The sequence below is a fragment of the Enterobacter sp. MGH 38 genome (assembly GCF_000492855.1).
Taxonomy (GTDB): Bacteria; Pseudomonadota; Gammaproteobacteria; order Enterobacterales; family Enterobacteriaceae; genus Enterobacter; species Enterobacter hormaechei_C.
Genome location: NZ_KI535607.1, coordinates 825,409 through 851,460 on the forward strand (window position 1 = coordinate 825,409; position 26,052 = coordinate 851,460).

Here is a 26,052-nt window from a genome sequence, read left to right on the forward strand (position 1 = left end):
ACACTCTGTTCCCAGTTGGGACAACCGGAATTTGTCGTTGAAACAATGACGTTACCCATAACAATTCAAAGGCCAGGTCAATCATGCCATTAGTCATCGTCGCTATCGGTGTTGTGTTATTACTGCTCTTGATGATCCGCTTCAAAATGAACGGATTTATCGCTCTGGTTCTGGTGGCACTTGCAGTCGGTCTGATGCAGGGAATGCCGCTGGTTAAAGTTATCAGCTCCATTAAAGCCGGTGTCGGCGGTACGCTCGGCAGCCTGGCGCTGATCATGGGCTTCGGCGCCATGCTCGGTAAAATGCTCGCGGACTGCGGTGGCGCACAGCGTATTGCCACCACGCTGATCGACAAATTTGGTAAGAAGAACATTCAATGGGCAGTGGTGTTAACCGGTTTTACCGTCGGTTTCGCGCTGTTCTATGAAGTGGGCTTCGTTCTGATGCTGCCGCTGGTGTTCACCATCGCCGCTGCCGCCAACATCCCGCTGCTGTTCGTGGGCGTGCCGATGGCTGCGGCGCTGTCCGTCACCCACGGTTTCCTGCCGCCGCACCCGGGTCCAACGGCTATCGCCACCATCTTCCACGCCGATATGGGTAAAACCCTGCTGTTCGGTACGATTCTGGCGATCCCGACGGTGATTCTGGCAGGCCCGGTGTATGCGCGCTTCCTGAAAGGCATCGATAAGCCTATCCCGGAAGGGCTGTACAGCGCCAAAACCTTTACTGAAGAAGAGATGCCAGGCTTTGGCGTCAGCGTCTGGACCTCACTGGTACCGGTGATCCTGATGGCGATGCGTGCCATAGCAGAGATGGTTCTGCCAAAAGGTCACGCGTTCCTGTCCGTTGCGGAGTTCCTGGGCGACCCGGTAATGGCAACGCTGATTGCGGTATTGATTGCGATGTTTACCTTCGGTCTTAACCGCGGTCGCTCCATGGATCAGATCAACGATACGCTGACCTCTTCCATCAAAATCATCGCCATGATGCTGCTGATCATCGGCGGCGGCGGCGCGTTCAAGCAGGTGCTGGTCGACAGCGGCGTGGATAAATACATCGCTGCCATGATGCACGAAACCAACGTCTCTCCGCTGCTGATGGCGTGGTCTATCGCCGCCGTTCTGCGTATTGCGCTGGGCTCTGCGACCGTTGCGGCGATTACCGCAGGCGGCATCGTGGCACCGCTGATTGCCACGACGGGCGTCAGCCCTGAACTGATGGTTATCGCGGTCGGTTCGGGCAGCGTGATTTTCTCCCACGTGAACGATCCGGGCTTCTGGCTGTTCAAGGAGTACTTCAACCTGACCATCGGTGAAACCATCAAGTCCTGGTCCGCGCTGGAAACCATTATTTCGGTGTGCGGTCTGGTCGGGGTGCTGCTGTTGAATATGGTGGTTTGATGTAAAAAGCCGGGTAGCGCTGACGCTTACCCGGCCTACATTCTATTCCCTCTCCCTCTGGGAGAGGGTTAGGGTGAGGGTGAAACTACCGCTTATTACCCACCGCTCTTCTGCGCTTGTCCAAATCCTTAATCAACCTGTTCACCCCATCATCGGCAAACATCGCCTCAAGCGTGGTGGACAGTTTGCGTCGCCAGTTTTTGTATTGATAGCTGGTGCCGGGGATGTTTACCGGCTCCGCCATATCAATCCAGTCTTCCGGTTGCAGACCGAGCAATGCGCTGTTGCTGTCGGCAATATAGCGCTGTAAGCCACGATTAAGCGTTGGCGTCATCGACATCAGCGACGCCTTATGCCCGGCGCGCTTCGGCAGACAGCCATGCTTATGCAGCGCGTCCAGCAGCCCCTGCTTCGCCAGCTCGCGATCCTGATATAGCCCGCGCAGCACCTCTTCATCCGGGTAGAGACCTAACGTTTTGCCGAGCGTCAGGTCGCCGCTTTCCCAGTAGCCTCTGAGCGTAGGAAGATCATGCGTCGTCGCGACTGCCATTGACTGTTCAGGGTACGCTTTCGGCGCGCGGAAGGTTTTCTCATGGTCGTTTTCAAAATACAGCACTTTGTAGGAGTAGACGCCGCTGTCGCGGAGCTTACTGACAATTTCCACCGGCACGGTTCCGAGATCTTCGCCAATCACCATGCACTGATGACGTTTACTCTCCAGCGCGAGGATTGAGAGCAAATCGTCCACCGGATATTGCACGTACGCCCCGTGGTCAGCCGTTTCACCGTACGGGATCCACCACAGGCGCAGCACGGACATCACGTGGTCGATACGCAACGCGCCGCAGTTCTGCATGTTAGCGCGCAGCAGGTCGATAAACGGCTCGTAGGCACGCGCCGCCATCACGTGCGGATCCATTGGCGGTAAGCCCCAGTTCTGACCAAGCGGGCCCAGAATATCCGGCGGCGCACCGACGGAGGCTTTCAGACAGTAAAGTTCACGGTCACACCAGGTCTCCGCCCCGCCTTCCGCCACGCCGACGGCCAGATCGCGATACAGCCCGATCGGCATGTTATAGCCCTGGCTCACCTGCCAGCAGGCGGCAAACTGGCTGTACGCCAGCCACTGCAACCAGAGATAGAAATCCACCTCGTCGGCATGCGTCTCACAGAACGCCTTCACTTCCGGGGTATCCACGGACTGATACGCTTCCGGCCACACCGGCCAGCCCCAGCGCATCTCATCCTCCTGGACCTGATACGCATGCAGCGCATCAAACGCTGCCTGCCAGTAAAGGCTCTCGCCTTCCTGCATCACAAACTGGCGGAAGGCTGCCATCTGCTCGTCGTCACGCTTCGCAAAGCCCTTCCATGCCAGACGCAGCGCCGCCATTTTCAGCGCGGTCACGGAGGCATAATCGACCCAGTCCGCATCGCGGGCCTGTTTCAGCATCTGTTGGGTGGTCTCAAGCTTCCACCACGCCTGCGCCTCTTTGCTGTTTTTGAAATCGTCTAACGCGTTAACGTCGATATAAATCACGTTCAGCCAGCGACGGGACGACGGGCTGTACGGGCTGGCGCTTTCCGGGTTGGCCGGATAGAGGGCGTGGATCGGGTTGAGGCCGATGAACGCGCCGCCGCGTTCGCCCACGGATGCCAGCATCTTTTTCAGGTCGCCAAAATCGCCAATGCCCCAGTTACTGTCCGAACGCAGGGTATAGAGCTGCACGCAGGCGCCCCACAGCTTTTTGCCTTCAAGCAGCGCCTGCGGCTCATAGCAACGCTTTGGCGCCACAATCACCCGACAGTGAAAACGCTGGTCGTCCCGGGTAAGCGTAAGCGTGTGGTAGCCCTCCGGCAGCTTCGCCGGAAGGTTAAGGGTTTTGCCGCCTGTGGCATGGCCTTTGTGCTGATGCCCCTCTTCGGTGGTGAGCAGCCAGCTGAACTCGCCACGCCCTTCCACCGCCAGCGGCATCTTTTTGCCCGCGGTAAAGACCTTCACGTTCGGCACCGGCGCACCCGACGCTTTCGCGTCGGTTTTGTGCATGGCATCCAGCAAACGTCTTTTGGTGTCCGCACCAATAGACTGCGGTTTGCCGTGCGCATTGATGTAACTGAGGCTAATTCCCGCCGCCTGCGCGGCACTGTCCAGACGTTTACTCTCCATCGCGCTTCCTTAGCGTTTTGCCTGCCAGATACGAGCCTGATAATCACGGATTGAGCGGTCAGAGCTGAACATACCGCAGCGCGCGGTGTTCAGGATACACGCGCGGGTCCAGGCATCCTGGTCGCGATACAGCACGTCGACCTGCTTCTGCGCTTCAACATAAGCCGAGAAGTCAGCCATCACCAGGTACGGGTCGCCGCCCTGTTTGTCCATGCTGTGCAGCATCTGGTCAAACGCGTGCTTGTCGCCGTCGCTGTACTTCCCGCTTTCCAGCTCTTTGAGCACCGCATCCAGCACTTTGTCTTTTTTACGCCATTTCACCGGGTCGTACCCTTTGGCTTTGATGGCTTTCACTTCTTCAACAGTATGGCCGAAGATAAAGATGTTCTCTTCGCCGACCTTCTCGGCAATTTCGACGTTCGCACCGTCCAGCGTGCCGACGGTCAGCGCACCGTTCAGGGCCAGCTTCATGTTGCCGGTACCGGACGCTTCTTTACCGGCGGTAGAGATCTGCTCGGAAATATCCGCCGCCGGGATCAGCATTTCAGCCGCAGAAACGCAGTAGTCCGGCAGGAACACCACCTTCAGCTTATCGCCCACTTTCGGATCGTTGTTGATCGCCGCCGCCACTTTATTAATGGCGAGGATAATGTTTTTCGCCAGGTAGTAGCCCGGCGCCGCTTTCGCACCGAACAGGAACACGCGCGGAACGCGGTCGGCCTGTGGATTCTCGCGGATCTCTTTATACAGCGCCAGAATGTGCAGCAGGTTCAGGTGCTGACGTTTGTACTCGTGCAGACGTTTGATCTGGATATCGAAAATCGCATTCGGGTTGATCTCAATCCCGGTGCGCATTTTCACGAACTCAGCCAGGCGAACTTTGTTCTCCAGCTTAATCGCGCGGTACTGTTCGCGGAATTTCGCGTCGTCAGCGTATTTTTCCAGGTTGATGAGCTGGTCCAGATCGTTGGCCCACTCTTTCTTCAGGGTTTTGTCCAGCAGGCCGGCCAGCAGCGGGTTGCACTGCTTGATCCAGCGACGCGGCGTGATGCCGTTGGTCACGTTATGGAATTTGGTCGGCCACAGCTGGTGGTATTCCGGGAAGAGATCTTTGACCACCAGATCCGAGTGCAGCGCCGCCACGCCGTTCACCGCAAAGCCGCTGACCACGCACATGTTCGCCATGCGCACCTGTTTGTCGTGTACCACGGCCAGCTTCGCCCAGACGGCTTTGTCACCCGGCCAGGTTTTCTCCACCAGCGTTTTGAACTGGTCGTTAATCTTATTGATGATCTGCATATGGCGCGGCAGCAGCGTTTTCACCAGCTTCTCATCCCAGCACTCCAGCGCTTCCGGCATCAGGGTGTGGTTGGTGTAGGCGAAGGTGCGGCTAGTGATGGCCCAGGCGTCGTCCCAGCTCAGCTGATGCTCGTCGATCAGCACGCGCAGCAGTTCCGGGATGGCAATGGTCGGATGCGTGTCGTTAAGCTGAATAACTTCGAAGTCCGGCAGTTGAGCCAGCTTGCGGCCCGCCAGGTGGTGTCGACGCAGAATGTCCGCCACGGAGCAGGCGCACTGGAAGTACTGCTGCATCAGACGCAGCTTTTTACCCGCCAGATGATTATCGTTCGGATAGAGGACTTTAGTCAGCTTCTCGGCGTCGATCCCCTGCTGCTCGGCGCGCAGGAAGTCACCGTCGTTGAATTTGGTCAGGTTAAACGGATGCGCGTGCTTCGCCTGCCACAGACGCAGCGGCTGCGCCACGCCGTTACGGTAGCCGAGTACCGGCAGGTCCCAGGCTTCACCGGTAATGGTGAACGCCGGTTCCCAGAGTCCCTGCTTCGTGACTTTCCCGCCAATCCCGACCTGCACATCCAGCTGCGCGTTGTGGCGGAACCACGGATAGGTATTGCGGTGCCAGTCGTCCGGCGCTTCCATCTGATGGCCGTCGGCAAATGACTGACGGAACAGGCCGTACTGATAGTTCAGGCCATAGCCAATCGCCGACTGGCCCACCGTTGCCATGGAATCCAGGAAGCAGGCTGCCAGACGTCCCAGACCGCCGTTACCCAGCGCCGGGTCAACCTCTTCTTCCAGCAGATCGGTCAGGTTGATGTCGTGTTCTTTCAGCACGTCACCGACCTCCTGATACCAGCCAAGGTTCAGCAGATTGTTACCCGTCAGACGGCCAATCAGGAACTCCATCGAAATGTAGTTGACGTGACGCTGGCCTTTCACAGGCTTCGCCACAGGCTGAGCGTCCAGCTGTTCTGCGAGCGCCCCGCTCACCGCCTGCCACCACTGGTGAGGCGTCATCTCGTTTGCAGCATGAAGGCCAAAACGCTGCCACTGACGCGTCAGGGCAGCCTGAAATTGAGCTTTGTTGAAAGTAGGCTGTGACATAGGGAATCGGCATCCTGTAGAGAGAAAACACATTTGGCGCTAGTGTGCCTGGCTCATTGCGCCTCTTCCTCCTCCTGTCGGGGATTAGGCAGGGAGGAGTAGCGGGGATGAGCATAAAAGTGTGATCGAGGCCACTGTGTAAGTGTGCGCTTCGCGGAAAAAGCGATCCCGGAAGAACCTCAAAGAAATGAAATGCAGTTTCGGAAGAAATTAATCATCGCTGAAATGATTACTTACGTAGAATAATATTTCCGCGCGTCGGGATTATTCAGCACCACTATTAAGCCCATGCAACTTTCCCCAAAGTTAATTAACTTCACCGTCATTATCTCTTTCTGAAACCAGTTTCAGCGCAACCGAGCGTCATGCAGACAAGCCAGAAGCAGCGCGGCATCCAGCCATTTACGGAAAGTTCCATCAGTGATGAGAATGTTTTGTGACAGAGTGCAAATTCAGAGCCTCCAAACCCAGACATAACTTGCAATAGTTCCTCTATTGGCCGAACTTATAGATATTAATTACGAAGCGCAAAAAAAATAAATTCTCTCGTTCCCCACAGTGAAGTGAAAACTATGTTGATTCCGTCCAAATTAAGTCGCCCGGTTCGTCTTGACCATACTGTGGTCCGCGAGCGCCTGCTGGCTAAACTTTCCGGTGCGCATAATTTCCGACTGGCGCTGGTTACGAGTCCTGCGGGTTATGGAAAAACAACGCTCATTTCGCAATGGGCGGCAGGTAAAAGCGATCTTGGCTGGTACTCCCTGGATGAAGGTGATAACCAGCAGGAGCGTTTTGCCAGCTATTTAATTGCCGCGATTCAGCAGGCGACCAACGGACACTGCGTCACCAGCGAGGTGATGGTGCAAAAGCGCCAGTACGCCAGCCTGTCCTCTCTTTTCTCCCAGCTGTTTATCGAGCTGGCCGAATGGCATCGCCCGCTGTATGTGGTGATTGATGATTATCATCTGATCACCAACCCGGTTATTCACGAGTCCATGCGTTTCTTCCTGCGCCATCAGCCGGAAAACCTGACGCTGGTTGTCCTGTCGCGTAACCTTCCGCAGTTGGGCATTGCCAACCTGCGGGTGCGCGATCAGCTTCTGGAAATCGGCAGTCAGCAGCTGGCCTTTACCCATCAGGAAGCGAAGCAGTTCTTTGACTGCCGTCTGACGTCTCCGATTGAGGCGTCTGAAAGCAGCCGCCTGTGCGATGACGTTGCCGGCTGGGCCACGGCGCTTCAGCTGATTGCCCTCTCCGCGCGGCAAAACAACAGCCCGACGCATCAGTCCGCACGCCGCCTGGCGGGCATCAACGCCAGCCACCTGTCGGATTATCTGGTGGATGAGGTACTCGACAGCGTTGACCTCTCCACCCGCCATTTCCTGCTGAAAAGCTCCCTGCTGCGCTCCATGAACGACGCGCTGATTGTGCGCGTCACCGGTATTGAAAACGGGCAGCTCCAGCTCGAAGAGATTGAACGTCAGGGTCTGTTCCTGACGCGCATGGACGATCACGGCGAATGGTTTAGCTACCATCCGCTGTTTGGCAGCTTCCTGCGCCAGCGTTGCCAGTGGGAGCTGGCCGCAGAGCTGCCTGACATTCACCGCGCCGCCGCCGAAAGCTGGATGGCGCAAGGTTTCCCGAGCGAGGCTATCCACCATGCGCTGGCCGCCGGGGATGCCGGTATGCTGCGCGATATTCTGCTCAACCACGCGTGGGGACTGTTCAACCACAGCGAACTGACGCTGCTGGAAGAGTCGTTAAAAGCGCTGCCGTGGGAAAGCCTGCTGGAGAATCCGCGTCTGGTGCTGCTCCAGGCCTGGCTGATGCAGAGCCAGCATCGCTACAGCGAAGTGAACACCCTGCTGGCGCGCGCCGAGCAGGAGATGGAAAGCGAGATGGATACCACCCTGCACGGCGAATTTAACGCCCTGCGCGCACAGGTGGCGATTAACGACGGGGACCCGGATGAAGCTGAACGGCTGGCGATGGTCGCGCTGGATGAGCTGCCGCTGGCGAATTTTTACAGCCGTATTGTGGCCACCTCGGTACACGGCGAAGTGCTGCACTGTAAGGGCGATCTCACGCGTTCGCTTTCACTCATGCAGCAAACCGAACAGATGGCGCGCCGCCACGATGTCTGGCATTACGCCCTGTGGAGCCTGATCCAGCAAAGCGAGATTTTATTTGCTCAGGGGTTTCTGCAAGCAGCCTGGGAAAACCAGGAGAAAGCGTTCCAGCTGATCCGTGAACAACATCTGGAACAGCTGCCGATGCACGAGTTCCTGTTGCGTATTCGCGCTCAGCTGCTGTGGGCATGGTCGCGTCTGGATGAAGCAGAAAGCTGCGCCCGCCAGGGTCTGAATGTCCTTTCGAGCTTCCAGCCGCAGCAGCAGCTCCAGTGTCTGGCTCTGCTGGTGCAGTGCTCGCTGGCACGCGGCGACCTGGATAATGCCCGTAACCACCTTAACCGCCTGGAAAATCTGCTCGGCAACGGACAGTACCATAGCGACTGGGTCTCCAACGCCGATAAGGTCAGGGTGATTTACTGGCAGATGACCGGCGATAAAAAGTCCGCCGCCAACTGGCTGCGTCACACGCCTAAACCGGAATTTGCCAATAACCACTTCCTGCAAAGCCAGTGGCGCAATATTGCCCGCGTGCAGATCCTGCTGGGTGACTTTGAGCCTGCCGAGATCGTGCTGGAAGAGTTAAACGAAAACGCCCGCAGCCTGCGCCTGATGAGCGATTTAAACCGCAACCTGCTGCTGTTAAACCAGCTTTACTGGCAGGCAGGACGTAAAAACGATGCCCAGCGCGTACTGCTGGAAGCGTTGCAGCTGGCGAACCGCACCGGGTTTATCAGCCACTTTGTAATTGAGGGTGAAGTGATGGCCCAGCAGCTGCGCCAGCTGATTCAACTCAACACGCTGCCGGAACTCGATCAGCATCGCGCCCAGCGCATTCTGCGCGAGATTAACCAGCATCATCGCCACAAGTTTGCGCACTTCGATGAGAACTTTGTTGAACGTCTGCTGAACCATCCGGAAGTGCCGGAGCTTATCCGTACCAGCCCGCTCACCCAGCGTGAATGGCAGGTGCTGGGGCTGATCTATTCAGGCTACAGCAACGAGCAGATTGCCGGTGAGCTGGCGGTGGCGGCGACCACCATCAAAACGCACATTCGCAATCTGTATCAGAAGCTGGGCGTGGCGCACCGTCAGGATGCGGTGCAGCATGCGCAGCAGCTGTTGAAGATGATGGGGTACGGAGTGTAAATCCTCTGCGGTCTGATGCCCTCACCCCGGCCCTCTCCCACAGGGAGAGGGAGAATGGCTTCTCAACATAACTCTAACTGCAAATTATTATCTTTAATCACCTGCATCACGCCCGCCGGTGGCATCACATCAGTATAAACCGCATCCACCATGCTGATGCTGCCCATGTTCACCATCGCGTTACGACCAAACTTGGAATGATCCACCACCAGCATCACATGACGTGAGTTTTCAATGATCGCGCGCTTGGTGCGCACCTCGTGGTAATCAAACTCCAGCAGCGAGCCGTCGGTGTCGATGCCGCTGATCCCCAGAATGCCGAAATCGAGGCGAAACTGAGAGATAAAATCGAGCGTCGCTTCGCCGATAATGCCCCCGTCGCGGCTGCGCAGTTCGCCGCCCGCGAGGATGATGCGGAAATCGTCTTTCTGCATCAACGTGTTGGCCACGTTCAGGTTGTTGGTCACCACGCGGAGGTTCTCGTGGTTCAGCAGCGCATGGGCGACCGCTTCCGGCGTGGTGCCGATATCAATAAACAGCGTCGCGCCGTTCGGGATCTGGCTCGCCACTTTACGGGCGATACGCTCTTTCTCTGCCGTTTGCGTCGCCTTACGGTCATGCCATGAGGTGTTCACCGAGCTGGACGGCAGCGCGGCACCGCCGTGGTGACGCAGAATACGGTTCTGATCGGCCAGGTCGTTGAGGTCACGACGGATGGTTTGCGGGCTAACGGCAAACTGCTCCACCAGCTCTTCAGTACTGACGTATCCCTGTTTTTTTACCAGTTCGATAATGGCGTCATGACGTTGTGTTTGTTTCATGAAATATCCCTGGGAATTATGTTCGCTTTCGCGCATGGAGCGTATCGGCCAGCGCCATCGCCAGCCCGACCGCCAGGCCGGTAACGTGCGCACCATTGGCGATAGACATACCAAACAGATCAAACCATCCGGCAATAAGCCATATTAATGCAAAGGTTATTAATCCACGTTGTAAATAGATGCCGCTATCCGGGTCGCGCTCGCCTCTGAGCCAGGCGTAACCCATCAGGGCGTACACCACGCCGGATAACCCGCCAAACCATGGACCGCTGAATTTATGCTGCACGTAGCCGCTTAACAGGGCGCTGATAAGGGTGATCACAATCAGCTTGCCGCTGCCGAGCCGCTTCTCCACCGCCCCGCCGAGATACCACCACCACAGCAGGTTAAAGAGGATATGCATCACCGAGAAGTGCATCAGCGCATGCGTGAAGTAGCGCCAGACGTCAAATTGCAGGGAGGGATCGTACGGCCATGCGAGGGCAATCATCACGCTCTGGTCACCCACCACGCTCATAATAATGAAGACGATGATGCAGGCTACCATTAAAAGCAGCGTAAACGGTCCTGCGCGCTCGCGGAGGGTGGCGAGAAACGGAAAACGTTGATAGTGCAGGCCACTGCCGGTCTGGCCGGATTGCCAGCTTGCCGCCAGATAACGCGGGTCGCCCGGGTTTTCCAGGAAACGCGCCAGCTCGGCGTTCACGCGCCCAGCCTGGCTTTCGTCTGCCAGCCAGACATCCGTCTGTGTATGCTGCTGAATAGTCAGGATAATGCCCTGCGTCGCCATATAGTCGACAAACGCCTGGGCGACGCGCGGGTTGCTAAAAGAGGTGATCATCAACATGGGCAGCGGTCGCTTATTTCCACACAAAAGGGGACAGTATAGCGGGATCAGCGCTCAAACGCGTATTCAACTTCTGCCGGGAAATGACGATGCCAGGCATCGAAGCCGCCATCGACGCTGTATACCGCCTCGTAACCCTGCTGGAGCAGATACTGCGCCGCGCCTTTACTGCTGTTGCCGTGATAGCACATCACCATCACCGGGGTATCGAAGTCGTTATCGCGCATAAACGCGCCCAGCGTGTCGTTGGTGAGATGGAACGCGCCCGGCGTGTGGCCCATCGCAAAGCTCTGCGGATCGCGGATATCCACCAGCACCGCTTTTCCCTGGTGCATCTTCTGGTGGGCTTCTTCTACGTTAATACATTCAAACTGATCCATGGTGTTCTCATCTTATATTCAGGTGTGGTGCGGTTTTCCCCTCACCCTACCCTCTCCCGGAGGGTGAGGGCTGGGGTGAGGGCATCAGACCGCACGATTTTACCCCGTAGTGTACGTCCTGGCGGCGGGTAAACGCCATTATGTTATCCATATCACTCTAAATTGTTTTTTTGATGTTACCAAAAGCGCGTTCCTTTGCTATTATGAGCGATATCGAACATTTTTGAGCTTTAACGAAAGTGCATGAGGGTGTTATGGAAACCAAAGATCTGATTGTGATAGGCGGTGGCATCAACGGTGCCGGTATTGCGGTTGATGCCGCAGGACGCGGTTTATCCGTGCTGATGCTGGAAGCTAACGATCTCGCCTGCGCGACGTCGTCCGCCAGCTCCAAGCTGATCCACGGTGGCCTGCGCTACCTGGAACACTACGAATTCCGCCTGGTCAGCGAAGCGCTGGCCGAACGCGAAGTGCTGCTGAAAATGGCCCCGCATCTGGCGATCCCGATGCGCTTCCGCCTGCCCCATCGCCCGCATCTGCGTCCGGCGTGGATGATCCGCATCGGTCTGTTTATGTACGATCATCTGGGTAAACGCACCAGCCTGCCGGGTTCAACCGGTTTGCGTTTTGGCTCAGAATCGGTCCTTAAGCCTGAAATCGTGCGCGGTTTCGAATATTCCGACTGCTGGGTGGACGATGCGCGTCTGGTACTGGCTAACGCGCAGATGGTCGAGAAGAAAGGCGGCGAGGTGAAAACCCGCACCCGCGCCACCGCCGCACGCCGCGAAAACGGCCTGTGGATTGTGGAAGCGGAAGACGTGGATACCGGCGAGAAGTTTAGCTGGAAAGCGCGCGGCCTGGTGAATGCCACCGGCCCGTGGGTGAAACAGTTCTTCGACGACGGCATGCACCTGCCTTCACCGTACGGCATCCGCCTGATTAAGGGCAGCCACATCGTGGTGCCGCGCGTGCATACCCAGAAACAGGCTTATATCCTGCAAAATGAAGACAAGCGCATTGTGTTTGTGATCCCGTGGATGGACGAGTTCTCCATCATCGGCACCACCGACGTGGAGTACAAAGGCGATCCGAAAAACGTTGAGATCGACGAGAGTGAAGTCAGCTACCTGTTGAAAGTGTACAACGCGCACTTTAAGAAACAGCTGGCGCGCGATGATGTGGTCTGGACCTACTCCGGCGTGCGTCCGCTGTGTGATGACGAGTCTGACTCACCGCAGGCCATCACCCGTGACTATACGCTTGATATTCACGACGTTGACGGTCAGGCGCCTCTGCTCTCCGTGTTTGGCGGTAAGCTCACCACCTACCGTAAACTGGCGGAGCACGCGCTGGAGAAACTGGCGCCGTATTACAAAGGCATCGGCCCGGCGTGGACGAAAGGCGCCGTGCTGCCTGGCGGCGATATCGGCGATAACCGCGACGATTACGCCGCGAAGCTGCGTCGCCGCTTCCCGTTCATTACCGAAGGCATGGCGCGCCACTACGCCCGCACCTACGGCAGCAACACCGAACTGTTCCTCGGCGACGCGAAAGAGATTGCCGATCTGGGCGAGCATTTTGGCCATGAGCTATACGAAGCCGAGCTGCGCTACCTGGTGGAACACGAGTGGGTGCGCCGTCTGGACGATGCCATCTGGCGTCGTACTAAAGAAGGGATGTGGCTGAATGCCGAGCAGCAGTCTCGCGTGGCGCAGTGGCTGGCGCAACATGCGGGAAAGCGTGAATTGTCGCTGGCGTCGTAATTGAAAAAAAGCCGGGTGTCGGCTCCGCCTTACCCGGCCTACTCGATCCCGTAGGCCCGGTAAGCGCAGCGCCACCGGGCTTTGTTTTTACAACCGCACCGGATCAATATGCCAGATATTCTCGGCATACTCTTTGATGGTCCTGTCTGACGAGAAGTAGCCCATGTTGGCGATGTTATGCATCGCGGTGCTGGTCCACTTCTCCTGCTGACGGTACAGTTCGTCCACCTTATCCTGACAATCCACGTAGCTGCGGTAATCCGCCAGCACCTGATAGTGATCGCCAAAGTTAATCAGCGAGTCCACCAGGTCACGATAGCGTCCAGGCTCCTCAGGGTTAAACACTCCGGTGGCGATTTGCGTCAGCACCTGGCGTAACTCTTCATCCTCTTCATAATACTCACGCGGCGAGTAGCCCTGCTTGCGCAGCGCCTCCACCTCTTCCGCCGTATTCCCGAAGATAAAGATATTCTCCGCGCCCACATGCTCCAGCATTTCGACATTTGCGCCGTCCAGCGTGCCGATAGTCAGCGCGCCGTTCAGGGCAAACTTCATGTTGCTGGTGCCGGATGCTTCCGTCCCCGCCGTGGAAATCTGCTCAGAGAGATCCGCCGCCGGAATGATCAGCTGCGCCAGGCTCACGCTGTAGTTCGGGATAAACACTACCTTCAGCTTATCGCCAATGTCCGGATCGTGGTTCACCACCTTCGCCACATCGTTGATGAGATGAATGATGTGCTTCGCCATGTAATACGCGGAGGCCGCCTTACCGGCAAAGATTTTCACACGCGGCACCCACTCCGCCGTCGGGTCAGCCTTAATGCGGTTGTAGTGGGTAATGACGTGCAGGACATTCATCAGCTGACGCTTGTACTCGTGGATACGTTTGATCTGCACGTCGAACAGCGCTTTCGGGTTCGCCACCACGTTCAGATGCATCGCCAGCCAGACCGCCAGACGCTTCTTGTTCAGCAGCTTGGCTTCCCGTACCGCTTTGTTCACCGTCGGGAAATCGATGTGCTGCTCAAGCTCGCTCAGCTGGCTCAAATCGGTGCGCCAGGTGCGGCCAATGTTCTCATCCAGAACGTCGGAGAGCGGCTGGTTCGCCAGCGCCAGCCAGCGGCGCGGGGTGACGCCGTTGGTCACGTTGCAGAAACGCGTCGGGAAGATCTTCGCGAAGTCCGCAAACAGCGACTGCACCATCAGGTTCGAATGCAGCTCTGATACGCCGTTGACCTTGTGGCTGATCACCACCGCCAGCCAGGCCATGCGTACGCGACGCCCGTTGGATTCATCAATGATCGAGGCGCGGCTCAGCAGACCGGTATCGTTCGGGTACTGCTCCTGCAAGGTCTTGAGGAAGTAGTCGTTGATCTCGAAGATGATTTGCAGATGGCGCGGCAGAATTTTGCCGAGCATATCCACCGGCCACGTCTCCAGCGCTTCACTCATCAGCGTATGGTTGGTGTACGAGAACACCTGGCAGGTTACTTCAAACGCGTCATCCCAGCTGAACTTATGCTCGTCAATCAGCAGGCGCATCAGCTCAGGGATCGACAGCACCGGATGGGTATCGTTGAGGTGAATAGCGGTTTTTTCCGCCAGATTCGCATAGGTTTTGTGCAGCTGATAGTGACGGCTAAGGATATCCTGAATCGTTGCTGAGACGAGGAAATACTCCTGACGCAGGCGCAGCTCGCGGCCTGAGTAGGTCGAGTCATCCGGATACAGGACGCGGGACACGTTCTCAGAGTGGTTTTTATCTTCCACCGCCGCGAAGTAGTCGCCCTGGTTGAATTTACCCAGGTTGATCTCGCTACTGGCCTGCGCGTTCCACAGGCGCAGCGTATTGGTCGCATCGGTGTCGTAGCCGGGGATGATCTGGTCGTAGGCCACGGCCAGGATCTCCTCGGTTTCCACCCAGCGGGATTTTTTACCTTCCTGCTGAATACGCCCGCCAAAACGCACCTTGTAGCGCGTGTTGTGGCGCTTGAACTCCCACGGGTTACCATACTCCAGCCAGTAGTCCGGGGACTCTTTCTGACGGCCATCCACGATGTTCTGCTTGAACATGCCGTAGTCGTAGCGGATACCGTAGCCGCGCCCCGGCAGCGCCAGCGTCGCCAGTGAATCGAGGAAGCAGGCGGCAAGACGCCCGAGACCACCGTTACCCAACCCCGGGTCGTTCTCTTCGTCAATCAGCTCTTCTAAATCCAGCCCCATCTCTTCCAGTGCGTTTTTGACGTCGTCATAAATCCCGAGCGATAACAGCGCATTGGAGAGGGTGCGACCAATCAGAAACTCCATCGACAGGTAATACACCTGTCGCGTCTCCTGCGAGAGCTGGGCGCGGTTGGAGCGCAGCCAGCGTTCGACCATACGATCGCGCACCGCAAACAGCGTGGCGTTCAGCCACTCATGTTTGTTGGCAATTACGGGATCTTTCCCAATGGTAAACATCAGCTTATAGGCGATGGAGTGTTTCAACGCCTCAACGCTGAGCGTGGGGGAAGAGTAGCTAAATGGAGCATTCATATCAGTAACTTCGCCTCGTTACATCAAGCGTTGATAAAGGTCGCGGTAGGACTGCGCCGCAACGTGCCAGCCAAAGTCCATGGACATCGCCTGACGTTGTACGTAACGCCACAGGGATGGACGGGACCACAAGACGAAAGCACGCCGGATCGCCCGAAGCAGCGACCAGGCATTACTGTCCTCGAAAACAAACCCGCTGGCGATACCATCCGCCAGGTTTTCCAGGGAGCTGTCAGACACCGTATCCGCCAGCCCGCCCGTGCGGCGTACCAGCGGCAACGTGCCGTATTTCAGACCATAGAGCTGCGTCAGGCCGCAGGGCTCGAAACGGCTCGGCACCAGAATCACGTCCGCGCCGCCCATGATGCGGTGCGAGAACGCTTCGTGATAGCCAATCTGCACGCCCACCTGCCCCGGATGTTCCGCCGCGGCCGCAAGGAAACCTTCCTGCAATACCGGGTCGCCCGCGCCGAGCAGCGCCAGTTGCCCACCCTGCTCCAGTAATCCCGGCAGCGCTTCCAGCACCAGATCCAGCCCTTTCTGGCTGGTCAGGCGGCTGACCACCGCAAACAGCGGTACCTTGTCGTTGACCTTCAGCCCCATCGCAATCTGTAGCTGGCGCTTGTTCTCCGCTTTGTCCTCCACGGAGTCGCGTCCATAGCGCGCCGCCAGCAGGAGGTCCGTTTCCGGATTCCAGATCTGTTCATCTACGCCGTTCAGAATGCCCGACAGACGACCTTCACGGTGGCGCTGTTGCAGCAGCCCTTCCATACCGTAACCGAACTCCGGCTGGGTAATTTCACGCGCGTAGGTTGGGCTGACCGCCGTGATATGGTCGGCATAGTACAGACCCGCCTTCAGGAACGAAATCTGTCCGTTAAACTCCAGCCCATGCATGTTAAAGAACGACCATGGCAGATCGATGTCATTCATATGATGCGCGTAATACATGCCCTGATACGCCAGGTTGTGCACCGTAAACACCGATTTGGCCGGGTGCCCCTTCGCCGCCAGATACGCAGGAGCCAGCCCCGCGTGCCAGTCGTGCGCGTGCACCACGTTCGGACGCCAGAACGGATCCAGCCCGACGGCCATCTCCGCCCCCACCCAGCCGAGCAGGGCAAAGCGCAGCACGTTATCGGTATAGGCGTACAGGTTGGTATCGTGATACGGGCTGCCGGGTCGATCGTATAAATGCGGGGCATCAATCAGGTAAATCCCTGTGCCATTGTAATGTCCAAACAGCAGGGTGATACGTCCCGCGAAGGTCTCGCGACGGGTAACAACCTTTGCATCGGGAATACCACGCCGGATATCCGGAAAAGCGGGCAACAACACGCGGGTATCCACCCCTCCGGCAATTTGCGCCGCCGGTAGTGCACCAAGAACATCCGCCAGTCCGCCCGTTTTTAACAACGGGAACATCTCAGAACATACGTGTAAAACCTGCATCATCGCTCCTGTTTGATTTGCAGCTTCCGCAACATTTCCCGTGTTACTAACACGATCCCCTCTTCCGAACGGTAGAAACGACGCGCATCTTCTTCCGCATTTTCCCCAATCACCATCCCTTCGGGAATGACGCAGGCACGGTCGATAACGCAGCGACGCAGACGACATGAGCGCCCTACCCAGACATCCGGCAGCAGGACTGCCGAATCGATATTACAGAATGAGTTTATACGCACGCGCGGGAACAGCACGGACTGCACCACCACCGAACCGGAGATAATGCACCCGCCAGAGACCAGCGAGTTGAGCGTCATACCGTGGCTGCCGGAGCGGTCCTGGACGAACTTCGCCGGCGGCAGCGATTCCATATGGGTGCGAATCGGCCAGTTCTGGTCGTACATATCCAGCTCAGGCGTGACGGACGCAAGATCGAGGTTGGCTTTCCAGTACGCTTCCAGCGTTCCCACATCGCGCCAGTAAGGTTCCGCATTCGGATCGGACTGCACGCAGGACAGCGGGAAGGGGTGTGCATACGCCATGCCAGCTTTGGTAATTTTCGGGATAATGTCTTTGCCGAAGTCGTGACTGGAGTTCTCGTCTTTGTCGTCCTCTTCCAGCAGTTCATAAAGATAATCGGCGTCAAAGACATAGATCCCCATGCTGGCGAGGGATTTGGTGTCGTCTCCCGGCATGGTTGGCGGGTTCGCCGGTTTTTCGACAAAGTCGATAATCTTGTCGTCGCCATCTACATGCATCACGCCAAACGCGGTTGCTTCCGCAACAGGCACCGGCAGGCACGCCACGGTGCAGCGCGCCCCTTTTTCGACGTGGTCGATCAGCATGTGGGAGTAATCTTGCTTGTAGATGTGGTCCCCGGCGAGGATAACGATGTATTCCGCGTTGTAGCGGCGAATGATGTCGAGGTTTTGGGTCACGGCATCCGCCGTGCCGCGGTACCAGTTCTCCCCGTGAACGCGCTGCTGCGCCGGGAGCAGATCGACAAACTCGTTCATCTCTTCGCTGAAGAATGACCAGCCGCGCTGAATGTGCTGCACCAGCGTGTGCGACTGATACTGGGTAATGACGCCAATACGACGAATGCCTGAGTTCAGGCAGTTTGACAGTGCAAAATCGATAATACGGAACTTACCACCAAAGTGAACGGCCGGTTTAGCGCGCTTGATGGTCAAATCTTTCAGACGGGTACCACGCCCGCCCGCGAGTATCAGGGCAACTGTTTTTAATGGTAGCTGGCGCGCCAACATTAACGGATCGTTCTTCTCTAATCTAACCATGACTAACTCCTTTTTTATCATCTTTGGAATACGCACACTCCGTGCGCAGGCCCGTGCCAGACAGCCATAACAACCGGATTATCCGCTCCGGCAAAGGGAGGAATGGCTCGCCACTCCCCGTCAGGTAAAACAATCTCTGCGACGTCATCCGTCGCGTTCAGCGTCACCAGCCACGCATCCGAAAGCAGGATTTGCAGACAGGGTATGCCGTGTTGCCACTCTTGCGCGCTTAACGGTTGCGCGTCTTTATTCAGCCAGCGAACGTTGCCGTCGCCCTCTTCCCACCAGCGGTCGGCGGTGAGCGCGGGGATGCGCTGGCGAAGATGGATCAGCGCCGCGGTGAAATGGGTCAGCCCGCTGTTCGCTTCTCCCCAGTCGAGCCAGGTCAGGGTGTTGTCCTGGCAATAGGCGTTGTTGTTGCCGTGCTGGCTGTGGCCGTGCTCATCGCCCGCCAGCAGCATCGGCGTGCCCTGCGACAACAAAAGCGTCGTCAGCAGCGCATGAACGCTGGCGCGTCGCCGCTCGATCACATCCAGACTTCCGCCTAACCCTTCTATACCATGGTTAAAGCTATGGTTATTGTTAGTCCCATCGCGATTCTCCTCGCCGTTTGCCTCATTGTGTTTCTGATTGAAACAAACGCAGTCGCGCAGCGTAAAACCGTCGTGCGCCGTCACCAGGTTAATGGTGGCCGACGGACGTTTGCCGTCACGCTTAAAGAGATCGCTGGAGCCGGCAAAGCGACCGGCAAACTCCCCCAGCGACAGATCGCGCGTCAGCCAGAAGCGGCGGACGGCATCGCGGAAGTGGTCGTTCCACTCGGCAAACAGCGGCGGGAAGTTCCCCACCTGATAACCGCCCTCGCCGATGTCCCAGGGCTCCGCAATCAGCTTCACCTTTGAAAGCACCGGGCAGTTTTTGATGGCCTCAAACAGCGGCGCCTGCTGGCTGAACGCCGGGGTGCGCCCCATAACTGGCGCCAGGTCGAAGCGAAAACCATCCACGTGGAACGTCTCAACCCAGTATTTCAGGCACTCGTACGCGTAATGCGTAACGGCCGGATGACTGAGGTTGAGGGTGTTACCGCACCCGGTCCAGTTCTCGTAATCGCCGTCGTCCCTGATCCAATAATAGCTACGGTTATCGATTCCGCGCTGTGAGAGCGTCGGGCCGTCAAGATCGCTTTCCGCACTGTGGTTCAACACCACGTCCAGAATGACTTCGATACCCGCCGCGTGAAGCGCTTTCACCGCATCGCGAAACTCATCCCGCGCCTTCTCAGGATTCACCGCATAACGCGGATCGAGGGCGAACAACGCCAGCGGGTTGTAGCCCCAGTAGTTGCTTAACCCGAGACGCTGTAGCCGCGGCTCGCTGGCGAAATGCGCCACGGGCAACAGCTCCAGCGCGGTGATCCCTAAGTGCTTCAGGTACGCGACCATCGTCGGATGCCCAAGCGCTTTATAGGTGCCGCGCATCTCTTTGGGAATTGACGGGTGCAGATACGTCAGCCCTTTGACGTGGGCTTCATAAATAACGGTGTTGCCCCAAGGCGTACGCGGCGGGGCATCGTCTTCCCAGTCGTAGAGATCGTGCATCACCACGCTTTTGGGCGCGACGGGCGCGCTGTCGCGGTGGTCAGGTTCGCCGTAGCCAACGTGGAACAGCGGGTCATCTTTAAACTCACCGTCCACCCGGTGCGCACACGGGTCAATCAGCAGCTTCGCCGGGTTAAACCAGTGCCCCTGAGAGGGCTCCCAGGGGCCGTGTACGCGAAAACCGTAGTGCATCCCCGGCCGTCCTCCGGCCAGGTAGCCATGCCAGGTATCCCCCGTGCGCGCCGGTAAATCGTAACGGTGCTCGTTACCTTCCCCATCAAACACACAGAGTTCCACCCGCTCCGCATGGGCGGAAAAGAGCGTGAAGTTCACTCCCTTTCCGTCAAAACTCGCCCCGAGCGGTTCGGGTTTACCTGCCGTAAGCTGCGTCATTCTCCCTCCCGCACCAGCCAGATTGTGCCAAGCGGCGGCAGCGTCAGGCTCAGGGAGTTCGGACGGCCATGGCTTTCAATGGCATCGCTCTGCACCAGCCCGCCGTTACCCGCATTGCTGCCGTGGTAATGCATGGAGTCGGTATTGAGAATTTCGCGCCATTTGCCCGGCTGGTTAATGCCGAAGCGGTAGTGTTCACGCGGCACTGGCGTGAAGTTGCTGGCGACGATGATCTCGTTACCCGCCTTGTCGCGGCGCGCAAAGACAAACACCGAGCGCTCGCGGTCGTCCACCACCAGCCACTCAAAGCCGTACGGGTCGAAGTCCAGCTCGTGCAGCGCTTTGTGGTGGCGATAGGTCAGGTTCAGGTCACGGACCAGACGCTGTACGCCGTGGTGCCAGTTGTCCGCGCCTTCCAGCAGATGCCAGTCAAGGCTGGTATCGTGGTTCCATTCGCGCCCCTGCGCAAATTCGTTGCCCATAAACAGCAGCTTTTTGCCCGGGAAGGCGAACATCCAGCCGTAGTAGGCGCGCAGGTTGGCAAACTTCTGCCACGCGTCCCCCGGCATGCGGTCAAGAATGGATTTCTTGCCGTGCACCACTTCATCGTGCGACAGCGGCAGCATGAAGTTTTCGGTGTAGTTGTAGAGCAGCCCGAAAGTGAGCTTATCGTGGTGATACTGACGATAAACCGGGTCGAGCTTCATGTAGTCGAGCGTGTCGTGCATCCAGCCGAGGTTCCACTTGTACCAGAAGCCCAGTCCGCCCATTGACGGTGGACGGGAAACGCCCGGGAAGTCGGTGGACTCTTCCGCCATGGTCACGGCACCTTCCACCTGCTCCCCGATGATGCGGTTGGTGTTGCGCAGAAACTCAATCGCTTCGAGGTTTTCACGCCCGCCATACTCGTTCGGGATCCACTCACCCTCTTTGCGGCTGTAGTCGCGGTAAATCATCGACGCCACCGCATCGACGCGCAGGGCATCAATGCCGAAACGCTCGATCCAGTACAGCGCGTTCCCGACCAGGTAGTTCGATACTTCACGGCGACCGTAGTTGTAGATCAGCGTGTTCCAGTCCTGGTGATAGCCTTCGCGCGGGTCGCTGTGCTCGTAAAGCTTTGTGCCGTCGAACTCTGCCAGCGCAAAATCATCCGACGGGAAGTGGCCCGGCACCCAGTCGAGGATGACGTTCAGCCCGGCGGCGTGCGCGGCATCGATGAAATAGCGGAAGTCATCGCGCGTACCAAAGCGGCGCGTAGGCGCATACAGCCCGGTTGGCTGATAGCCCCAGCTGCCGTCGAACGGGTGCTCGTTGATCGGCAGCAGTTCCAGGTGCGTAAAGCCCATCCATTTGGCGTACGGCACCAGCTGGTCCGCCAGCTCGCGATAGCTCAGCCAGAAGTTGTTATCGGTGTGGCGACGCCACGAGCCGAGATGCACTTCATAGACGGAGATCGGCGCATCAAAGCGGTTAGCCTGCTTGCGCTCTTCCGTCTGGACAACCTTCTCCGGCAGGCCGCAAATCAGCGAGGCGGTATTCGGGCGCAGTTCGGCCTCAAAGGCGTACGGGTCAGATTTAATGCGCAGCTTGCCGTTGGCATCGATCATCTCGAATTTGTAGAGCTGACCGTTGTGCGCGCCGGGGATAAACAGCTCCCAGATGCCGGTTTCCCGGCGCAGGCGCATGGGGTGACGACGACCGTCCCAGTAGTTGAACTGCCCGACAACGGAGACGCGCTGGGCGTTTGGCGCCCATACGGCAAAACGCGTGCCGGTGATACCGTCCATGGTATCCGCATGGGCACCCAGCGTTTCGTAAGGGCGTAAATGGGTCCCTTCGGACAGCAGCCAGGCGTCCATCTCTTTTAAAAGCGGGCCGAAGCTATAGGGATCGTCAATCAGGTTTTGCTGACCGTGCCAGATAACGGCAAGCTGATAACGAAAAGGATTTTTACGGCGGGGCATGACGCCCGAGAAGAAGCCACGCGAGTCGAGGCATTCCAGATTACCCACCTTGCGGCCGGTTTTGGGTTCGATAACCCACACTTCTGTTGCATCCGGTAACAGCGCACGAACTTCCAGTCCGGCCTCTGTACGGTGCATCCCTAGCACAGAAAAGGGGTCGGCAAAGTGACCCGCAATAAGCGCATTAATCACGTCTCTCGAAATACGATCGGACATGGTATTCATCCTGTTTTTTTATGTCGCCCTTTTTACGCGCTCCGGGACGACTTTTAATGTGACCTAAACGGTGCAGTTAATCCTCTCTGCTCCGCCCTACCCTCAGGTGAGAAATAAATCTTCCTTAAAGCATAGCCAACGTCGTGGGTCCTCCTGATAAAAAATAAGACATCTGCGTTTTACTCCATGTAGTACGCAAAAAAAGGGGGTGACAATCACCCCCCGTGTTTAACAAATTATTACGCCAGCTGGCGCAGCATGCGGCGCAGCGGCTCGGCGGCACCCCACAGAAGCTGGTCGCCAACGGTGAACGCGGAGAGGTACTCCGGCCCCATGTTCAGCTTGCGCAGGCGGCCAACCGGGGTGGTCAGCGTGCCGGTGACGGCTGCCGGGGTCAGTTCGCGCATGGTGATATCGCGATCGTTTGGCACCACTTTCGCCCACGGGTTATGCGCGGCCAGCAGCTCTTCCACGGTCGGAATAGACACATCTTTTTTCAGTTTAATGGTGAAGGCCTGGCTGTGGCAGCGCAGCGCGCCGATACGCACGCACAGACCGTCAACCGGAATGGTGTTCGCGGTGCCGAGGATTTTGTTGGTCTCAGCCTGGCCCTTCCACTCTTCGCGGGTCTGGCCGTTATCCAGCTGTTTGTCTATCCACGGGATCAGGCCGCCGGCCAGCGGTACGCCGAAGTTATCCACCGGCAGCTCGCCGCTGCGGGTGAGCTGAGTGACTTTACGCTCGATATCGAGGATCGCGGACGCCGGGTCTGCCAGCTCGGCAGCGACGCTCTGGTGCAGCTGGCCCATCTGGGTCAGCAGCTCGCGCATATGACGCGCGCCACCGCCGGACGCCGCCTGGTAGGTCGCCACGGAGACCCACTCCACCAGATCCTGTGCGAACAGACCGCCGAGAGACATCAGCATCAGGCTGACGGTGCAGTTACCGCCAACAAAGGTTTTCACGCCGTTGTTCAGGCCGTCGGTGATGACGCCCTGGTTAACCGGGTCGAGAATAATGATGGCATCGTCTTTCATGCGAAGCGAAGAGGCCGCGTCAATCCAGTAGCCCTGCCAGCCGCTTTCACGCAGCTTCGGATAGATTTCGTTGGTATAATCGCCGCCCTGGCAGGTCACAATAATGTCGAGTGCCTTCAGCGCCTCCAGGTCGTAAGCATCCTGCAACGTGCCTGTGGTACCCCCAAAGGACGGTGCAGCCTGGCCGAGCTGGGAAGTGGAGAAGAAGACCGGGCGGATGGCGTCGAAATCGCGCTCTTCAACCATGCGTTGCATGAGTACAGAGCCGACCATACCGCGCCAGCCGATAAAACCAACGTTTTTCATAGCATTTTTTCCTGCAAGGGGTGTGTGCTGATTGTGCAAGCCAGTATTGAACTGGGATATGCTTCACATTACAAAATGCTGCCAAAGTCGCAAGCGAAATTAATCGATGATTGCCCGGCAATCAGAAAAAGTGCTAATCATCGCAATGACCACAATAAGTATCAGGGATAATTTAAGATGAGTGAAATCATTTCCGCAGCGGTTTTATTGATCCTGATTATGGATCCGCTCGGTAATCTGCCGATCTTCATGTCGGTGCTGAAGCACACCGAGCCGAAGCGCCGTCGGGCGATCATGATCCGCGAGCTGCTCATCGCCCTGCTGGTGATGTTTATCTTCCTGTTCGCCGGTGAAAAAATTCTCGCTTTCCTGAACTTACGCGCCGAAACGGTCTCCATTTCCGGCGGGATCATTTTGTTCCTGATTGCCATTAAGATGATTTTCCCGAGCGCGGAGGGCAGCAGCAGCGGCCTGCCTGCGGGTGAAGAGCCGTTTATCGTGCCGCTGGCGATTCCGCTGGTCGCCGGGCCAACGATTCTGGCCACGCTGATGCTGCTGTCGCATCAGTATCCGAATCAGATGAGCCATCTGGTGATTGCCCTGCTGATCGCCTGGGGCGGGACGTTTATTATCCTGTTGCAGTCGTCGCTATTCCTGCGCCTGCTGGGTGAGAAAGGGGTGAACGCGCTGGAGCGCCTGATGGGGCTGATTCTGGTAATGATGGCAACGCAGATGTTCCTGGACGGGATACGGGCGTGGATGAAAGGATAGGTAAAAGCAAAACGGCAATCCTTGATTGCCGTTTTTAGTGTTTGCTCCCTCTCCCCGTGGGAGAGGGAGCAAACCGGGATTAGCTCAGCAGCGTAAACGCAATCATCCCGACAACCGCACCCGTCGTGCCGAGGATGGTTTCCATCAGCGTCCAGGTTTTCAGGGTTTGCGCTTCGGTTGCGCCGGTAAATTTACCGAACAGCCAGAAGCCTGCATCGTTCACGTGAGACACCACAATCGAACCACCCGCGATACAGATAGAGAGCGCCGCCATCTGCGCGCCGGAGTAGTTCAGCTGTTCAATCACCGGCATTACCAGACCCACGGCGGTTAAGCACGCCACGGTCGCGGAGCCCTGAATGATACGCACCGCCGCGGCCAGCACAAAGCAGGTGACCGCAATCGGCAGGCCCATTCCGGTCAGCGCTTCGCCCAGCGCCGGGCCAACGCCGGAATCCACCAGCACCTGCTTGAACACGCCGCCCGCCCCGATCACCAGCAGGATAATCCCCGCCGGTTGCAGCGCGGCACCACAGATCTCCATCACGCGGTCTTTCGGCATGCCCTGACGCATTGCCAGGCCGTAAATCGCGACCAGACACGCCACCAGAATCGCAGTGAACGGATGACCAATAAATTCGAACCATTCGTAAGCGGTTGACCCCACCGGCACAAAGCGTGCAGCGATGGTTTTCAGGCCCACCAGCACCAGCGGCAGCAGGATCAGCGACAGACTGAAGCCGAAGGACGGCATTTTACCCTCGCCCAGGTGCGGCTCGGTGATGTCGTCCGGAATGTGCAGCTCAACGTAACGGCTGATAAAGTTTCCCCACAGCGGACCGGCGATAATCATCCCCGGGATCGCCGCACACAGGCCAATCAGGATCATCCAGCCAAAGTCAGCATGCATCTGGGAGGCCAGCAGCATCGGCGCAGGCCCCGGCAGCAGGAACGCCGCCGCCGCCGCCACGCCCGCAAACAGCGGAATGACCAGCTTCACGAGGTTAGTACCGGTATGGCGCGCCATGGAGAATGCGACGCTTATCAGCAGCACAACGGCCACTTCAAAGAACAGCGGCAGTGCACAAATCAGCCCTGCCAGACCAATCGCGTAGTGCGCACGGCTGTGCCCGAAGGATTTCAGCATCTTGACCGCAATCTGATCGACCGCGCCCGTCTCGTGCAAAATCTTGCCAAACATCGCGCCCAGTGCCACCACAATGGCCAGGAAGCCGAGCGTGCCGCCCATCCCTTTTTCCATCGTCGCCGCGATTTTGTCGAGCGGCATGCCGGAAAAGAGACCAGCACCAATAGAAACCACCATCAAAGCAACGAAGGCGTGCATACGTGCCTTCATCACTAAAAACAGCAGCAGCAATACGGAACCCACTGCTGTCAAAACTAGCGTTAATGTACTCAAAAC

16 protein-coding genes are annotated in these 26,052 nt (G+C 57.6%); 4 read left to right on the forward strand and 12 right to left on the reverse strand.

The window, feature by feature from the left end:
* Nucleotides 1-83 precede the first annotated feature (83 nt).
* Nucleotides 84-1,400, forward strand: a complete 1,317-nt coding sequence (gene gntT / locus L384_RS16875) for a gluconate transporter (RefSeq protein ID WP_017384145.1) — start codon at nt 84-86, stop codon at nt 1,398-1,400.
* An 85-nt stretch (nt 1,401-1,485) separates the two neighbouring features.
* Here the strand turns inward: gntT and malQ are convergent, their stop codons facing one another.
* Nucleotides 1,486-3,567, reverse strand: a complete 2,082-nt coding sequence (malQ, locus tag L384_RS16870; protein ID WP_023323831.1) for a 4-alpha-glucanotransferase — start codon at nt 3,565-3,567, stop codon at nt 1,486-1,488.
* 9 nt (nt 3,568-3,576) lie between these two features.
* Nucleotides 3,577-5,970, reverse strand: a complete 2,394-nt coding sequence (gene malP / locus L384_RS16865) for a maltodextrin phosphorylase (RefSeq protein WP_023323832.1) — start codon at nt 5,968-5,970, stop codon at nt 3,577-3,579.
* A 572-nt stretch (nt 5,971-6,542) separates the two neighbouring features.
* On the opposite strand from malP, the gene malT reads away from it, so the two are divergent.
* Nucleotides 6,543-9,248, forward strand: coding sequence for an HTH-type transcriptional regulator MalT (gene malT, locus L384_RS16860; RefSeq protein ID WP_003861595.1), 2,706 nt, complete (start codon nt 6,543-6,545; stop codon nt 9,246-9,248).
* Nucleotides 9,249-9,310: 62 nt separating this feature from the next.
* On the opposite strand, the gene L384_RS16855 is transcribed toward malT, so the two are convergent.
* The 3 genes from L384_RS16855 to glpE are packed head-to-tail and all read right to left on the reverse strand — an operon-like array spanning nt 9,311 to nt 11,296.
* Nucleotides 9,311-10,069, reverse strand: coding sequence for a DeoR/GlpR family transcriptional regulator (locus tag L384_RS16855; protein ID WP_003861593.1), 759 nt, complete (start codon nt 10,067-10,069; stop codon nt 9,311-9,313).
* 16 nt (nt 10,070-10,085) lie between these two features.
* Nucleotides 10,086-10,916 (reverse strand): rhomboid family intramembrane serine protease GlpG, encoded by an 831-nt coding sequence (glpG, locus tag L384_RS16850; protein WP_003861592.1) that lies wholly within the window; start codon nt 10,914-10,916, stop codon nt 10,086-10,088.
* A 47-nt stretch (nt 10,917-10,963) separates the two neighbouring features.
* Nucleotides 10,964-11,296, reverse strand: a complete 333-nt coding sequence (glpE, locus tag L384_RS16845; protein WP_003861590.1) for a thiosulfate sulfurtransferase GlpE — start codon at nt 11,294-11,296, stop codon at nt 10,964-10,966.
* Between the two features lie 254 nt (nt 11,297-11,550).
* On the opposite strand from glpE, the gene glpD reads away from it, so the two are divergent.
* The gene (gene glpD, locus L384_RS16840) at nt 11,551-13,059 is read left to right on the forward strand and encodes a glycerol-3-phosphate dehydrogenase (protein ID WP_023314965.1); all 1,509 of its coding nucleotides are present in this window, start codon (nt 11,551-11,553) and stop codon (nt 13,057-13,059) included.
* A gap of 87 nt (nt 13,060-13,146) precedes the next feature.
* Here glpD and glgP read toward each other — a convergent pair whose 3' ends face one another.
* The 6 genes from glgP to asd all read right to left on the reverse strand — a co-directional run bounded on the left by glgP (nt 13,147) and on the right by asd (nt 23,858).
* Nucleotides 13,147-15,594: a glycogen phosphorylase gene (glgP, locus tag L384_RS16835; RefSeq protein WP_023314966.1), complete on the reverse strand. Its 2,448-nt coding sequence runs from the start codon at nt 15,592-15,594 to the stop codon at nt 13,147-13,149.
* A gap of 18 nt (nt 15,595-15,612) precedes the next feature.
* Nucleotides 15,613-17,046 carry a glycogen synthase GlgA gene (gene glgA, locus L384_RS16830; protein ID WP_003861584.1) on the reverse strand — a complete coding sequence of 478 codons (1,434 nt, stop codon included), beginning with the start codon at nt 17,044-17,046 and terminating at the stop codon, nt 15,613-15,615.
* On the reverse strand, nt 17,046-18,341 hold the full coding sequence (gene glgC / locus L384_RS16825) for a glucose-1-phosphate adenylyltransferase (RefSeq protein ID WP_003861582.1): 1,296 nt from the start codon (nt 18,339-18,341) through the stop codon (nt 17,046-17,048). Before glgC ends, glgA begins: the two co-directional genes overlap by 1 nt.
* 17 nt (nt 18,342-18,358) lie before the next feature.
* Nucleotides 18,359-20,332, reverse strand: coding sequence for a glycogen debranching protein GlgX (gene glgX, locus L384_RS16820; RefSeq protein WP_023323833.1), 1,974 nt, complete (start codon nt 20,330-20,332; stop codon nt 18,359-18,361).
* Nucleotides 20,329-22,515 (reverse strand): 1,4-alpha-glucan branching enzyme, encoded by a 2,187-nt coding sequence (gene glgB / locus L384_RS16815; protein ID WP_023323834.1) that lies wholly within the window; start codon nt 22,513-22,515, stop codon nt 20,329-20,331. Before glgB ends, glgX begins: the two co-directional genes overlap by 4 nt.
* A 239-nt stretch (nt 22,516-22,754) precedes the next feature.
* Nucleotides 22,755-23,858: an aspartate-semialdehyde dehydrogenase gene (asd, locus tag L384_RS16810; protein WP_003861575.1), complete on the reverse strand. Its 1,104-nt coding sequence runs from the start codon at nt 23,856-23,858 to the stop codon at nt 22,755-22,757.
* 177 nt (nt 23,859-24,035) lie between these two features.
* On the opposite strand from asd, the gene yhgN reads away from it, so the two are divergent.
* Nucleotides 24,036-24,629, forward strand: coding sequence for an NAAT family transporter YhgN (yhgN, locus tag L384_RS16805; protein ID WP_003861574.1), 594 nt, complete (start codon nt 24,036-24,038; stop codon nt 24,627-24,629).
* Nucleotides 24,630-24,708: 79 nt separating this feature from the next.
* Here yhgN and gntU read toward each other — a convergent pair whose 3' ends face one another.
* Nucleotides 24,709-26,049, reverse strand: a complete 1,341-nt coding sequence (gntU, locus tag L384_RS16800; RefSeq protein WP_003861572.1) for a gluconate transporter — start codon at nt 26,047-26,049, stop codon at nt 24,709-24,711.
* Nucleotides 26,050-26,052 lie beyond the last annotated feature (3 nt).

What these genes read in the sequence shown, in the direction of transcription:
- glgX (WP_023323833.1), bottom strand. Translation starts at nt 20,332, where the DNA reads ATGACGCAGCTTACGGCAGGTAAACCCGAACCGCTCGGGGCGAGTTTT.
- glgC (WP_003861582.1), bottom strand. Translation starts at nt 18,341, where the DNA reads ATGGTTAGATTAGAGAAGAACGATCCGTTAATGTTGGCGCGCCAGCTA.
- glpG (WP_003861592.1), bottom strand. Translation starts at nt 10,916, where the DNA reads ATGTTGATGATCACCTCTTTTAGCAACCCGCGCGTCGCCCAGGCGTTT.
- malP (WP_023323832.1), bottom strand. Translation starts at nt 5,970, where the DNA reads ATGTCACAGCCTACTTTCAACAAAGCTCAATTTCAGGCTGCCCTGACG.
- asd (WP_003861575.1), bottom strand. Translation starts at nt 23,858, where the DNA reads ATGAAAAACGTTGGTTTTATCGGCTGGCGCGGTATGGTCGGCTCTGTA.
- yhgN (WP_003861574.1), top strand. Translation starts at nt 24,036, where the DNA reads ATGAGTGAAATCATTTCCGCAGCGGTTTTATTGATCCTGATTATGGAT.
- glgP (WP_023314966.1), bottom strand. Translation starts at nt 15,594, where the DNA reads ATGAATGCTCCATTTAGCTACTCTTCCCCCACGCTCAGCGTTGAGGCG.
- gntT (WP_017384145.1), top strand. Translation starts at nt 84, where the DNA reads ATGCCATTAGTCATCGTCGCTATCGGTGTTGTGTTATTACTGCTCTTG.
- glpE (WP_003861590.1), bottom strand. Translation starts at nt 11,296, where the DNA reads ATGGATCAGTTTGAATGTATTAACGTAGAAGAAGCCCACCAGAAGATG.
- glgB (WP_023323834.1), bottom strand. Translation starts at nt 22,515, where the DNA reads ATGTCCGATCGTATTTCGAGAGACGTGATTAATGCGCTTATTGCGGGT.
- L384_RS16855 (WP_003861593.1), bottom strand. Translation starts at nt 10,069, where the DNA reads ATGAAACAAACACAACGTCATGACGCCATTATCGAACTGGTAAAAAAA.
- malT (WP_003861595.1), top strand. Translation starts at nt 6,543, where the DNA reads ATGTTGATTCCGTCCAAATTAAGTCGCCCGGTTCGTCTTGACCATACT.
- glpD (WP_023314965.1), top strand. Translation starts at nt 11,551, where the DNA reads ATGGAAACCAAAGATCTGATTGTGATAGGCGGTGGCATCAACGGTGCC.
- malQ (WP_023323831.1), bottom strand. Translation starts at nt 3,567, where the DNA reads ATGGAGAGTAAACGTCTGGACAGTGCCGCGCAGGCGGCGGGAATTAGC.
- glgA (WP_003861584.1), bottom strand. Translation starts at nt 17,046, where the DNA reads ATGCAGGTTTTACACGTATGTTCTGAGATGTTCCCGTTGTTAAAAACG.